General features: G+C 54.0%; 11 protein-coding genes. 3 read left to right on the top strand and 8 right to left on the bottom strand.

The genetic code is table 11. The features are described 5' to 3' along the window. Positions 1 to 196 precede the first annotated feature (196 nt). From hemG to pepQ, 4 genes are read right to left on the bottom strand one after another with little or no spacing between them, the layout of a single operon-like run. The gene (gene hemG / locus FDW88_RS17460; RefSeq protein WP_096758895.1) at positions 197 to 742 is read right to left on the bottom strand and encodes a menaquinone-dependent protoporphyrinogen IX dehydrogenase; all 546 of its coding nucleotides are present in this window, start codon (positions 740 to 742) and stop codon (positions 197 to 199) included. 11 nt (positions 743 to 753) lie between these two features. Then, on the bottom strand, positions 754 to 2,205 hold the full coding sequence (gene trkH, locus FDW88_RS17465) for a Trk system potassium transporter TrkH (RefSeq protein ID WP_115259827.1): 1,452 nt from the start codon (positions 2,203 to 2,205) through the stop codon (positions 754 to 756). 38 nt (positions 2,206 to 2,243) lie between these two features. Then, on the bottom strand, positions 2,244 to 2,858 hold the full coding sequence (locus FDW88_RS17470) for an IMPACT family protein (RefSeq protein ID WP_096758897.1): 615 nt from the start codon (positions 2,856 to 2,858) through the stop codon (positions 2,244 to 2,246). Then, positions 2,858 to 4,189, bottom strand: coding sequence for a Xaa-Pro dipeptidase (gene pepQ / locus FDW88_RS17475; protein ID WP_115259828.1), 1,332 nt, complete (start codon positions 4,187 to 4,189; stop codon positions 2,858 to 2,860). Before pepQ ends, FDW88_RS17470 begins: the two co-directional genes overlap by 1 nt. A 189-nt stretch (positions 4,190 to 4,378) precedes the next feature. On the opposite strand from pepQ, the gene fadB reads away from it, so the two are divergent. Both fadB and fadA read left to right on the top strand, forming a co-directional pair. Beyond that, positions 4,379 to 6,568: a fatty acid oxidation complex subunit alpha FadB gene (fadB, locus tag FDW88_RS17480; protein ID WP_117343801.1), complete on the top strand. Its 2,190-nt coding sequence runs from the start codon at positions 4,379 to 4,381 to the stop codon at positions 6,566 to 6,568. Between the two features lie 9 nt (positions 6,569 to 6,577). Then, positions 6,578 to 7,741, top strand: coding sequence for an acetyl-CoA C-acyltransferase FadA (gene fadA, locus FDW88_RS17485; RefSeq protein WP_137363058.1), 1,164 nt, complete (start codon positions 6,578 to 6,580; stop codon positions 7,739 to 7,741). Positions 7,742 to 7,924: 183 nt separating this feature from the next. On the opposite strand, the gene fre is transcribed toward fadA, so the two are convergent. Together fre and ubiD are read right to left on the bottom strand one after the other, a co-directional pair. Continuing rightward, the gene (gene fre, locus FDW88_RS17490) at positions 7,925 to 8,626 is read right to left on the bottom strand and encodes an NAD(P)H-flavin reductase (RefSeq protein ID WP_096758901.1); all 702 of its coding nucleotides are present in this window, start codon (positions 8,624 to 8,626) and stop codon (positions 7,925 to 7,927) included. A gap of 40 nt (positions 8,627 to 8,666) precedes the next feature. Continuing rightward, positions 8,667 to 10,160: a 4-hydroxy-3-polyprenylbenzoate decarboxylase gene (gene ubiD, locus FDW88_RS17495; protein ID WP_137363059.1), complete on the bottom strand. Its 1,494-nt coding sequence runs from the start codon at positions 10,158 to 10,160 to the stop codon at positions 8,667 to 8,669. Between the two features lie 204 nt (positions 10,161 to 10,364). On the opposite strand from ubiD, the gene rfaH reads away from it, so the two are divergent. Next, positions 10,365 to 10,853, top strand: a complete 489-nt coding sequence (gene rfaH / locus FDW88_RS17500) for a transcription/translation regulatory transformer protein RfaH (RefSeq protein ID WP_115259830.1) — start codon at positions 10,365 to 10,367, stop codon at positions 10,851 to 10,853. Positions 10,854 to 10,860: 7 nt separating this feature from the next. On the opposite strand, the gene tatD is transcribed toward rfaH, so the two are convergent. Both tatD and tatC read right to left on the bottom strand, forming a co-directional pair. Continuing rightward, positions 10,861 to 11,643, bottom strand: coding sequence for a 3'-5' ssDNA/RNA exonuclease TatD (gene tatD / locus FDW88_RS17505; protein WP_137363060.1), 783 nt, complete (start codon positions 11,641 to 11,643; stop codon positions 10,861 to 10,863). After that, a complete protein-coding gene (gene tatC, locus FDW88_RS17510; protein ID WP_249354900.1) occupies positions 11,619 to 12,446 on the bottom strand; it encodes a Sec-independent protein translocase subunit TatC in 828 nt (275 codons plus the stop codon). The genes tatD and tatC overlap by 25 nt, the downstream gene beginning before the upstream one ends.

Here is a 12,446-nt window from a genome sequence, read left to right on the forward strand (position 1 = left end):
TAATACGTTTTCCTCATTCAGAGTCAAGCTTTTAATTTCTGCTTTTCTCCGCAGGGTTCTCAGTGGAACCCCGCTGACCCGGCGGCTTGTAATCCGTTGTTCCGTGTCAGTGGAGGCGCATTATAGGGAGTTATTTCAGGCTGACAAGGGGAAATTTAAAATAATTTTCCGAGTGCGTATTTTTTATTCTTTACGTTTATTTTAACGACGCTTTGTTGGTTAATTGGGCTATTTCTCGTGCAAAACTCGCAACCTGTTCCCAATCGGTATAGACCACTTCTTTATTCGTATCCGTTTCGCCACCGGACATCTTCATAATCAGTTGGATCATGACGCGGTCATACCAACGATAGCGAGGATAAAGCAGTGCGCCAGCGATCACCGCGCTACGATCGGGTCGCCACGGCGAGCTCATCAGAAACTTGCGCGCATAGCTGTTGGTTTGCGGGGTACGTTTTTCCGGCTTACGGGCAACCAGATTAACGGAGTAGAACGCACTCGGCATCGCGTTCAGCCGCGTAGCGTGCTTCTTCACAAACGTCTGAAAAGCAGAATGGTAGTGACCGTAGCGAATCGAGGCACCGATCACCACGCTGTCATAGTGCTGCCAGTCAGGCTCTTCGGTGCGGTGCAGATTCATAACATCCGCCCAGATGCCCAACTCTTTGAGCTCAGAAGCCAGATACTCGGCGATTTCGCGCGTTTGTCCATCCCGGGAAGAAAAAAGAATCAGTGTTTTCACGTGTTACTCCATTATTCACGCCAGAAGGTAGGGGTAAAGAGTACCAGCAGAGTAAAGACCTCCAGACGACCAAACAGCATATTGGCAATCAGGATCCATTTCGCCACCGGGTTCATACTGGCAAAGTTGTCGGCAACCACACCCAGCCCTGGCCCCAGGTTATTCAGCGTCGCGACAACGGAAGCAAATGCAGAGAAGTCATCCACGCCGGTCGCGATAATCGCCAGCATACTGATAATAAAGACCAGCGCATAGGCCGAGAAGAATCCCCATACTGCTTCGAGGATACGTTCTGGCAGTGCACGGTTACCTAGCTTAATACTGTAAACCGCGTTCGGGTGGACCAGGCGCTTCAACTCACGGTTACCCTGCTTGAACAGCAGCAGAATACGAATCACCTTCAAGCCACCGCCCGTTGACCCGGCACAGCCACCAATAAAGGCAGAACACAGCAACAGCACGGGCAGGAACAACGGCCAGCGAGCAATACTGTCCGTAGTGAACCCCGCGGTGGTCGCCATCGACACCACCTGGAAAAAGGCCTGATTGATTGTCGTTAGCGCCGAACCGTAGGTATTGTGGATCCACAATACCAGCGTACAGATAGCCACCAGCGTCAGCTGTACCCCAATGAACATCCGAAATTCCGGATCGCGCCAATAGACCTTCAGACTACGCCCGCTTAATAAAGAGAAGTGCAGGCCATAGTTACACCCGGAGATCAGCAGGAAGATTGCAATAATTGTGTTGATAGTCGGACTATCGAAATAACCCACGCTGGCGTCATGCGTTGAAAAGCCGCCGATAGCAATGGTCGCAAAGCTGTGACCGATAGCGTCAAACGCAGGCATGCCGGCAAACCACAGCGCCAGCGCACAGGCCACTGTCAGCAATACATAGATAAGCCACAGGGTTTTCGCCGTTTCGGCAATACGCGGACGCATTTTATTGTCTTTCAGCGGCCCTGGCATTTCTGCCCGGTAAAGCTGCATACCGCCGACACCAAGAATAGGCAGAATAGCCACCGCCAGCACGATGATCCCCATCCCGCCAAACCATTGCAGCATTTGACGATAAAAGAGAATCGCATGTGGTAATGAATCCAGCCCCACCAGCGTGGTTGCGCCCGTCGTAGTTAAGCCGGAGAAGGATTCGAAAAACGCATCGGTGATCGTGAGGTTTGGACTTTCAGCAAAGATAAACGGTAGCGCACCCACGCTGCCCAGCACGGTCCAGAACAAGACCACGATAAGAAACCCTTCGCGGGATTTCAGCTCGCCCTTTTCTTTACGGTTCGGCCACCACAGCATGGAGCCAATCGCCAGCGCGACAAAGAAAGTTTGCGTAAATGCACGACCCGCCCCATCACGGTAGATGAGCGCTACCAGTCCGGGGATGATCATTGTCCCCGAGAATAAAATGACCAGTAGTCCAACGATTCGGGTAATGGCGCGAAAATGCATCTCTGCCGCTTCCTTAGTTCTTTAAAATGAGGTGGGGATTATTCTTTAATCGCTAACAATTGCAATGAACCTCGACTAAAATCCGCCAGCCTTGCTGAAAATTCATTCACTTTCGTGTAAGGAAGCGCTACCCGTAGCTGAACGAATGCCTGGTAATCACTGGCTATGATTTTACCGTCGAACTGCCCCAACAGTGCTTCAATACCTGCCAGTTGGCCGTACTCACACTGCAAAGTATATTCGGTAAGCGGCGTCTTGCGCTGCGTTGTTAATTGCCGCAATGCCTGGCTCACCCCACCACCGTAGGCTTTGACCAGTCCACCTGTACCGAGAAGAATACCGCCGTAGTAGCGCACCACCACCGCGGTAATCTCGCCGACGCCACTGCCCATTAGCTGCGCAAGCATCGGTTTACCTGCCGTCCCCGCCGGTTCGCCGTCGTCCGAAAAGCCCAGCTGTTGCGAGTCATCCGGTGCACCCGCTACCCACGCCACGCAATGGTGGCGGGCGTCCGGATGCTCTGCCCTGACTGACTCGACAAACGCTTTTGCCGCCTCTACGCCGTCCGTGTGGGCGAGCAACGTAATGAAGCGGCTTTTTTTGATCTCTTCAACGACGCTAACCGGCGCCGCAGGGATTAACCAACTGTCCATTACGCCAGTTTCAAATCCCGGGTCATGTTTTCGATATGATTCTCATGGACGACCACGTTGTCTTCAATACGAATACCACCGAACGGCTTCAGCGCATCAATCTTCTGCCAGTTGAAGTGTTTGCTGAATTGCCCTTCACGCCACGGCGCTAACAGGGATTCGATAAAGTAAATGCCCGGCTCAATGGTCAGGACCATGCCCGGTTGCAGCACGCGAGTGCAGCGCAGGTACGGATACTTCGACGGTGCGGCAAGATGCGTACCGCTATCATCCTGCATAAAACCAGCGACATCATGCACCTGTAATCCCAGCGGGTGACCAATACCGTGCGGCATAAACGGCCCGGTAAGATCGTTTTCCACCATCGCCTCTTCACTCATGTCGGTGATGATTTGATGTTTACGCAGCAGCTTCGCGATGCGCTGATGGAACTGAATGTGATAATCCACATAGTTGACACCCGCTTTCATGGTTGCAATTAGCGCCAGTTCTTCTTCATTAACGTCTTTCACCAACTGTGCATAGTCGTTGTCGCTTTTCGCCGACCAGGTCCGCGTCAGGTCTGCCGCATAGCCGTTATATTCCGCCCCGGCGTCCAGCAGGAAGCTGCGGATTTCTGACGGCGGTTGATGATCCAGCTTGGTGTAATGCAGTACAGAGGCATGTTCGTTAAGCGCAACGATGTTGCTGTAAGGCACGTCGGTATCGCGATGCCCCGTGGCTGTCAGGTACGCCAGGTTGATGTCGAACTCGCTCATCCCTGAACGGAACGCTTCTTCGGCTGCACGGTGTCCACTTACCGCCATTTTCTGCGCTTCGCGCATGCAGGCCAGCTCGTAATCGGTTTTATACGCACGGTAATAGTGAAGATAGTCGATCACCCCTTTCGGGTTGATGTTGCTGGCAGCAATGTCCAGCTGCAGCGCACGTTCCGGTACCGGGCCGATGTACCCGATATTGCCGCGGGCAGCAGGCAACTGGCTACCAATACCGTCGGCTTTTGGCAACGCAATGATTTCAACTTCTTCGGTCCAGAAAGAGGTCGGCAGCGGCTCAACGTTGTGCCAGTAATCCACCGGCAGGTAGAACCACAACTTAGGCTTATTAACACCATCCACCAGCAACCAGCAGTTGGGAACCTGCGTGACGGGTACCCAGGCTTTAAACTGCGGATTGACCTTGAACGGATACGGATGGTCGTCGAGAAAAACGTTAACCAGCTCACCGGAGTGAATAAGTAACGCATCCAGCTTAAAACGCGCCAGCGCATCGCGGGTCCGTTCCTGTAAGGTAACAATATGATTTTTATAGAGTGCGGCCAGTGATTCCATTATTTACCCTTCTGTTTTTTTGACCTCAAGTCTCCGCATCTTAGCACATCGTCCTGTGACTGCGTGATTTCTGCCGAGCGTGATCGGCCCGTCATTTCTTTAATCATTCATTTGCATTTTATTAACATAAAACACACACTTCGATTCATCTGGTATGACCAGATCACCTTGCGGATTCAGGAGACTGACATGCTTTACAAAGGCGACACCCTGTACCTCGACTGGCTGGAAGATGGCATCGCCGAACTGGTGTTCGATGCCCCTGGCTCAGTCAATAAACTCGACACGGCAACCGTAGCCAGCCTTGGCCATGCGCTGGATGTGCTGGAGAAACAACATGATTTAAAAGGGCTGCTGCTGCGTTCTAACAAAGCAGCCTTTATTGTCGGTGCCGATATCACCGAATTCCTTTCACTGTTCCTTGTTCCTGAAGAACAGCTAAGCCAGTGGCTGCACTTTGCCAACAGCGTCTTTAATCGCCTGGAAGATCTGCCTGTCCCAACCCTATCTGCGGTCAACGGCTATGCGCTGGGTGGCGGCTGCGAGTGCGTCCTGGCGACCGACTACCGTCTGGCAACCCCGGACCTGCGCATCGGTCTACCGGAAACCAAGCTGGGCATCATGCCGGGCTTTGGCGGTTCCGTGCGTATGCCACGCATGCTGGGTGCAGACAGCGCGCTGGAAATCATTGCCGCAGGTAAAGATGTCGGTGCCGAGCAGGCACTGAAAATCGGTCTGGTTGATGGCATTGTGAAGCAGGAAAAACTGCTCGAGGGCGCAATGGCGGTACTGCGTCAGGCAATCAACGGCGACCTCGACTGGCGGGCCAAACGCCAACCAAAACTGGAGCCGCTGAAACTCAGCAAAATTGAAGCGGCCATGAGCTTTACCATCGCCAAAGGCATGGTTGCGCAGACGGCAGGGAAACATTACCCAGCCCCGATCACCGCCGTGAAAACGATTGAAGCTGCCGCCCGCTTTGGTCGTGAAGAAGCGCTGAACCTGGAAAACCAAAGTTTTGTCCCGCTGGCGCACACCAACGAGGCGCGTGCGCTGGTCGGTATTTTCCTCAACGATCAGTACGTCAAAGCGAAAGCGAAAAAACTGACGAAGGATATTGAGACACCGAAGCAAGCCGCAGTTCTGGGCGCAGGCATTATGGGTGGCGGTATAGCCTACCAGTCTGCCTGGAAAGGCGTGCCGGTTATCATGAAAGATATCAACGATAAATCGCTGACGCTGGGCATGACCGAAGCCGCCAAGCTGCTGAATAAGCAACTTGAGCGCGGCAAGATCGACGGTCTGAAGATGGCGGGCGTGATTTCCACCATCCAACCAACCCTCGACTACACCGGCTTTGAGCGCGTGGACGTGGTGGTGGAAGCGGTTGTTGAAAATCCAAAAGTGAAAAAAGCGGTGCTTGCAGAGACCGAAGATAAAGTGCGCCCGGATACCGTGCTGGCGTCAAACACGTCTACCATTCCGATTAGCGAACTGGCCAGCGTTCTGAAGCGCCCGGAAAACTTCTGTGGCATGCACTTCTTTAACCCGGTGCACCGGATGCCGCTGGTTGAGATCATCCGCGGTGAGAAAAGCTCGGATGAAACCATCGCTAAAGTCGTCGCCTGGGCAAGCCTGATGGGCAAAACGCCGATTGTGGTCAACGACTGCCCTGGCTTCTTTGTAAACCGCGTGCTGTTCCCCTACTTCGCCGGTTTCAGCCAGTTACTGCGCGACGGCGCGGACTTCCGCAAAGTCGATAAGGTGATGGAGAAACAGTTCGGTTGGCCAATGGGTCCGGCGTATTTACTGGACGTAGTCGGTATTGATACTGCACATCACGCGCAGGCAGTGATGTCCGCAGGCTTCCCGCAGCGGATGCAGAAAGATTATCGCGACGCGATCGATGCACTGTTCGATGCCAGCCGCTTTGGACAGAAAAATGGTCTCGGGTTCTGGCGTTATAAAGAAGACAGCAAAGGCAAGCCGAAGAAAGAAGAGGATGCTGCGGTCGATGGCCTGCTGGCAGACGTCAGCCAGCCGAAGCGCGATTTCAGTGATGACGAGATTATCGCCCGCATGATGATCCCGATGGTCAACGAAGTGGTGCGCTGCCTGGAAGAAGGCATCATTGCCAGCCCGGCGGAAGCCGATATGGCACTGGTTTACGGTCTCGGCTTCCCTCCGTTCCACGGCGGTGCGTTCCGCTGGCTGGATACGCTCGGCAGCGCCAAATACCTCGATATGGCGCAGCAATACCAGCACCTCGGCCCACTGTATGAGGTGCCGGAAGGATTGCGTAATAAAGCGCGTCATAACGAACCGTACTATCCCTCGGTTGAGCCTGCCCGCCCGGTTGGCGACCTGAAAACGGCTTAAGGAGTCACAATGGAACAGGTTGTAATTGTTGATGCGATCCGTACCCCGATGGGCCGTTCGAAAGGGGGCGCGTTCCGTCACGTGCGGGCAGAAGATCTCTCCGCACATTTAATGCGTAGCCTGCTGGCGCGGAATCCAGCGCTTGAGCCCGCGGCTCTCGATGACATTTACTGGGGTTGCGTACAACAGACGCTGGAGCAAGGGTTCAATATCGCCCGTAACGCCGCACTGCTGGCGGAAGTCCCACACTCCGTCCCGGCTGTCACCGTCAACCGCTTGTGCGGTTCATCCATGCAGGCCCTGCACGATGCGGCGCGCATGATTATGACCGGCGATGCTCAGGCTTGCCTGATTGGCGGCGTGGAGCATATGGGTCACGTGCCAATGAGCCACGGCGTAGATTTTCATCCGGGAATGAGCCGCAACGTGGCAAAAGCCGCGGGGATGATGGGCCTGACGGCGGAAATGCTCTCTCGTATGCACGGTATCAGCCGTGAAATGCAGGATGCCTTCGCCGCACGTTCACACGCTCGCGCCTGGGCTGCCACCCAGTCTGGCGCATTTAAAAATGAAATCATCCCGACTGGCGGTCACGATGCCGACGGCGTGTTGAAACAGTTTAACTACGACGAAGTGATCCGTCCGGAAACCACCATCGAAGCGTTGTCTACCCTGCGTCCGGCGTTTGATCCGGTTAGCGGTACGGTCACTGCCGGTACCTCTTCCGCGCTTTCCGACGGTGCCGCTGCTATGTTGGTAATGAGCGAGGGCCGTGCCCGCGAACTGGGCCTGACGCCGCGCGCGCGCATTCGCTCAATGGCGGTGGTCGGTTGCGATCCGTCAATCATGGGTTACGGCCCGGTTCCAGCCTCAAAGTTGGCGCTGAAAAAAGCTGGGCTTTCCGTCAGTGACATCGGTTTGTTTGAAATGAACGAAGCCTTTGCTGCGCAGATCCTGCCATGCATTAAAGATCTGGGCTTGATGGAGCAGATTGACGAGAAGATCAACCTCAACGGCGGTGCGATCGCCCTGGGCCACCCGCTGGGATGTTCCGGTGCGCGTATCAGCACCACCCTGCTGAACCTGATGGAGCGTAAAGACGTGCAGTTTGGTCTGGCGACGATGTGTATTGGGTTGGGTCAGGGTATCGCTACGGTATTTGAGAGAGTGTAATCACAGAGTGCCGCATCATGTAGGCCGGGCAAGCGAAGCGCCCCCGGCAACGATGCCGGATGGCGACGTAAAAAACGTCTTATCCAGCCTACAAAATGTTATCTCAAAGCCATTGGTGCCAATGGCGAAGAGAGAAGGTTTAGTTGCCGTTCTTCCCGCCTGTCAGGGGCGGGTTTTTTATTTTTAAATAAAAGCGAACGCATCACCAAACAGGCGATCTTCACGTGCCTGACGCTCATTACAGAACAGATCGCGCGCGATTTTTGCCATCTCAAAACGCCCGGCAATGTAGATGTCATGCTCAGCCAGCGTGCCGTGATCCTGCAATACTGCCGTTAGTACGGTACCCGTACGACCACGCCAACCTTCTTCAGGCTGTTCGACCACGGGCTCAACGCGCAGGTTAGGGTGATTAACAGACAACGCTTCCAGTTCACCGAGATCGTAGAGATGCTTCTCTTCACGCCCGCCCCAGTAAATCGTCACGTCACGGTTTGGGTTGCGCGCCAGCGCGGTCAGTAAAATCGAGCGCGCATAAGAGAAGCCGGTGCCGCCAGCAATCAGGATCAGCGGTCGGTCTTCATCGTCACGCAGCCAGGCTTCGCCGTGCGGGATATCCACGTTGATTTCTCGATCCTGGAGAATGCGATCCATGACGGCCATCGCATACAGGTTAAGCTCAGAGGCACCCACGTGCAGCTCAATGAACCCGTGCTCATCCGGCGTTGAGGCCATGGAGAACGGACGCTTATCTCGTTCATCCATCACGACCATTAAATACTGACCAGCACGAAAGGAAAACGCCGCGTCTGGCACTAAACGGACGCGATATACGGTGTCAGTGATAGCTTCTACCGAGGTCACTTTACAGCTTAAGGTTGTCATGCGCTCTCTCTGTCGGATCAATAGGCAAAACGATCGCGCCTCAGGCGCTTTTGCCGTCATTAAAGATGGCCAGCTCATCCCAAATTGCGTCAATGCGCGCAGTCACTTCGGGATCTTTTTTAATCGGACGTCCCCATTCACGTTGGGTCTCACCCGGCCATTTATTGGTAGCATCCAGGCCCATTTTTGAACCAAGGCCGGAGACCGGCGAGGCAAAATCCAGGTAATCTATCGGTGTATTCTCTACCAACACCGTATCCCGGGCCGGGTCCATACGGGTGGTAATCGCCCAAATCACATCATTCCAGTCACGTGCGTTGACATCGTCATCGCAGACAATAACAAATTTGGTGTACATAAACTGTCGTAAAAACGACCAAACGCCCATCATGACGCGTTTGGCATGACCGGCGTACTGTTTTTTGATCGTGATAACCGCCAGTCGATACGAACAACCTTCCGGCGGCAGATAAAAATCGACGATTTCCGGGAACTGCTTTTGCAGAATCGGCACAAACACTTCGTTCAGCGCCACGCCCAGCACGGCAGGTTCATCGGGTGGACGCCCGGTGTAGGTGGAGTGATAAATAGCATCTTCACGCTGGGTAACGTGCGTGACGGTGAAGACCGGAAAGCTATCCACTTCATTGTAGTAACCCGTATGGTCGCCGTACGGACCTTCCGGCGCTAACTCCCCCGGCTCGATGTAGCCTTCCAGCACGATCTCTGCGCTGGCTGGGACTTCGAGATCGTTGGAAATACATTTGACCACTTCGGTCTTGGTACCGCGCAACAGTCCGGCAAACGCGTATTCCGATAACGTGTCAGGTACCGGCGTTACCGCGCCCAAAATCGTTGCCGGATCGGCCCCCAGCGCTACCGCAACTGGAAAACGCTCACCAGGATGGGCTGCACACCACTCCTGATAATCAAGCGCGCCACCACGATGGGAAAGCCAGCGCATAATAAGCTTGTTTTTGCCGATCAGCTGCTGACGGTAGATGCCCAGATTCTGCCGTTCTTTATGCGGGCCACGCGTCACGGTGAGCCCCCAGGTGATCAGCGGGGCGGCATCTTCCGGCCAGCAGGTCATGATGGGAATACGGTTGAGATCGACGTCATCGCCTGACGCGATTTTTTGCTGACAAGGTGCACCGCGCAGCCGTTTGGTCGGCATATTCAAAACCTGCTTGAACTGCGGCAGCTTATCAAACAGATCGCGGAACCCTTTTGGCGGCTCCGGCTCTTTCAAAAACGCCAACAGCTTACCCACTTCCCGCAGCGCAGAGACATCTTCTTGTCCCATCCCCATTGCAACACGCTTTGGCGTGCCAAACAGGTTGCACAGCACCGGCATCGAATAGCCTTTAGGGTTCTCAAACAACAACGCGGGCCCGCCCGCACGCAGCGTGCGATCGGCAATTTCAGTGATTTCCAGATGAGGATCCACTGGAAGCGTAATGCGTTTGAGCTCACCCTGCTGTTCAAGCAGCGTCAGGAAGTCGCGTAAATCGTTATATTTCATGGCGTCCATTGTGGCCTCTTCGTAAGCGCCTCATTATACGGCGTTCATCATTGCGATGCTGTATTTTTGTTAAATTAGCGTGAACTCTGGCGGTACATGCAAGCGCAGGGATTATATACCCAATGCGTTTCGGGTTGCGTTGAGGCGGGTATAATTAACTTAGTGCATGGCTTTTGTTATGCTTACGCTCAGAACAAGCGGATAAGAGTTATTATGCAAGCCTGGTATTTACTGTACTGCAAACGCGGGCAACTTCAGCGTGCCCAGGAACACCTGGAAAGACAGGCAGTGAGCTGCCTGACGCCCATGATCACCCTGGAAAAAATAGTGCGTGGAAAACGTACTACAGTCAGTGAGCCACTTTTCCCTAACTACATGTTTGTCGAATTCGACCCGGAAGTGATCCACACCACCACCATCAATGCCACGCGTGGCGTCAGCCATTTCGTCCGCTTTGGTGCAACACCCGCAACAGTTCCGTCTTCCGTTATTCACCAGCTTTCCATCTACAAACCAGAAGGGATTATTGACCCTGAAACCCCGTATCCAGGAGATAGCGTGATTATCACCGAAGGTGCATTTGAAGGGCTGAAGGCAATTTTCACCGAACCAGATGGCGAGGCACGCTCCATGCTGCTGCTCAACCTGCTGAATAAAGAGGTTAAGCAGAGCGTGAAAAACACCGGTTTTCGCAAAATCTAAATCAGCTTCAGAAGGTGACCTCGAAGAGTGTCCTGACATTGGCGTCGATAGCGGCTGCCAGGCGCTGAGGATCGTCTCCACGCCAGTGCGCAATACGCTCAAGAATGTGCGGCAGGTGCGCAGGTTCATTACGACGTGAAGCCGGTTTCGGAGTTAAATCGCGGGGGAGTAAATAAGGGGCATCGGTTTCGATCAGGAGCCTTTCCACCGGGATAAACGGCAGCAGTTCCCGAAGTTCCATGCCCCGACGCTCATCGCAGACCCATCCGGTGATGCCAATATACAGCCCCCTGTCTACGCAGTCCTGCATCTCCTGGCGTGAGCCGGTAAAGCAGTGCAATACAGCGCCTGGAAGGCTGTCCAGCCAGGGTTCGAGCAGCGTCAGGAAACGGTCATGTGCGTCGCGGCAATGCATGAAAACCGGCATCTGCAACTCAGCGGCGATACGCAGTTGTGCCTCAAACGCCCGCTCCTGCTCCTGCGGCGTGGAGAAATTGCGATTGAAATCCAGCCCACATTCACCAATGGCGACCACTTCAGACTGGTTTGCCAGCGCCACAATCGCCTCTTCCGTTGAGGGTTGCCATTGACTACTGTCATGCGGGTGAACACCCGCGGTGGACCAGCAATGTGGATAATTCTGTGCCAGTTTTAACGCCTGCTGGCTTTCGTGCAGGTTAGTTCCGGTCAAAAGCATGCCATTTACGCCGGCAGCAAAGGCACGCGCGACAACCTCATCCCTGTCTTTTGCAAATTGCGTACTGGTTAGATTAACGCCAATATCAAACATGCTTCCTCCCATATGACAACCGCCCTTACATCGGCAGCTTCAGCTTTTTCGTTCTCCGCCTCGTTATCTTCGTCTCGCGTACGTCGCTTACCGACATAGAAACGGGAGAAGAAAACGCCGACTTCAAACAGGCAGTACATCGGTATGGCCAACAGCGTTTGCGAGAAGACATCCGGCGGCGTCAGTAACATCCCCACGACAAAGGCGCCGACGACAACATAAGGACGTTTTTTACGTAATTCGTCAGGCGTCGTAATACCCATCCAGCACAGCAGCACAATGGCAACGGGAACCTCGAAAGAGACCCCAAAGGCCATGAAAAGTGCCATTACGAAGCTGAGGTAGCTGGCAATATCCGTCGACACCTGTACGCCCTGCGGAGCCGTATTGGCAAGGAAACCAAACGCCAGCGGGAAGACGACAAAGTAGGCGAATGCCATGCCGATATAGAACAGCAGCGAACTTGAAACCAGCAGCGGCACAACAAGACGGCGTTCATGCTTATATAACGCGGGAGCAATAAATGCCCATACCTGGTACAGGATCACTGGCGCTGACAGGATCAGCGACACCATAAAGGTGAGCTTGATCGGGGTAAAGAACGGCGAGGCCACATCTGTGGCGATCATCGTCGCACCCTGCGGCATTTGCTTGATCAGCGGTGCCGCAACCATATGGTAAATGTCGTTGGCAAAATAAACCAACGCCAGAAAGATCACCAGAACCGCAATAATGCAGTTCAGGAGTCGCTTACGCAGCTCAATCAAATGCGTGATGAGCGGTTGAGTATCTTCTACAGCCAT

This window comes from Citrobacter sp. wls829, from assembly GCF_005280825.1.
Taxonomy (GTDB): Bacteria; Pseudomonadota; Gammaproteobacteria; order Enterobacterales; family Enterobacteriaceae; genus Citrobacter; species Citrobacter gillenii.

Bases quoted from the DNA above. Each gene is read 5' to 3' on its own strand.
- trkH (WP_115259827.1), bottom strand. From the start codon at position 2,205: ATGCATTTTCGCGCCATTACCCGAATCGTTGGACTACTGGTCATTTTA.
- FDW88_RS17470 (WP_096758897.1), bottom strand. From the start codon at position 2,858: ATGGACAGTTGGTTAATCCCTGCGGCGCCGGTTAGCGTCGTTGAAGAG.
- pepQ (WP_115259828.1), bottom strand. From the start codon at position 4,189: ATGGAATCACTGGCCGCACTCTATAAAAATCATATTGTTACCTTACAG.
- fadB (WP_117343801.1), top strand. From the start codon at position 4,379: ATGCTTTACAAAGGCGACACCCTGTACCTCGACTGGCTGGAAGATGGC.
- fadA (WP_137363058.1), top strand. From the start codon at position 6,578: ATGGAACAGGTTGTAATTGTTGATGCGATCCGTACCCCGATGGGCCGT.
- fre (WP_096758901.1), bottom strand. From the start codon at position 8,626: ATGACAACCTTAAGCTGTAAAGTGACCTCGGTAGAAGCTATCACTGAC.
- ubiD (WP_137363059.1), bottom strand. From the start codon at position 10,160: ATGGACGCCATGAAATATAACGATTTACGCGACTTCCTGACGCTGCTT.
- rfaH (WP_115259830.1), top strand. From the start codon at position 10,365: ATGCAAGCCTGGTATTTACTGTACTGCAAACGCGGGCAACTTCAGCGT.
- tatD (WP_137363060.1), bottom strand. From the start codon at position 11,643: ATGTTTGATATTGGCGTTAATCTAACCAGTACGCAATTTGCAAAAGAC.
- tatC (WP_249354900.1), bottom strand. From the start codon at position 12,446: ATGGCTGTAGAAGATACTCAACCGCTCATCACGCATTTGATTGAGCTG.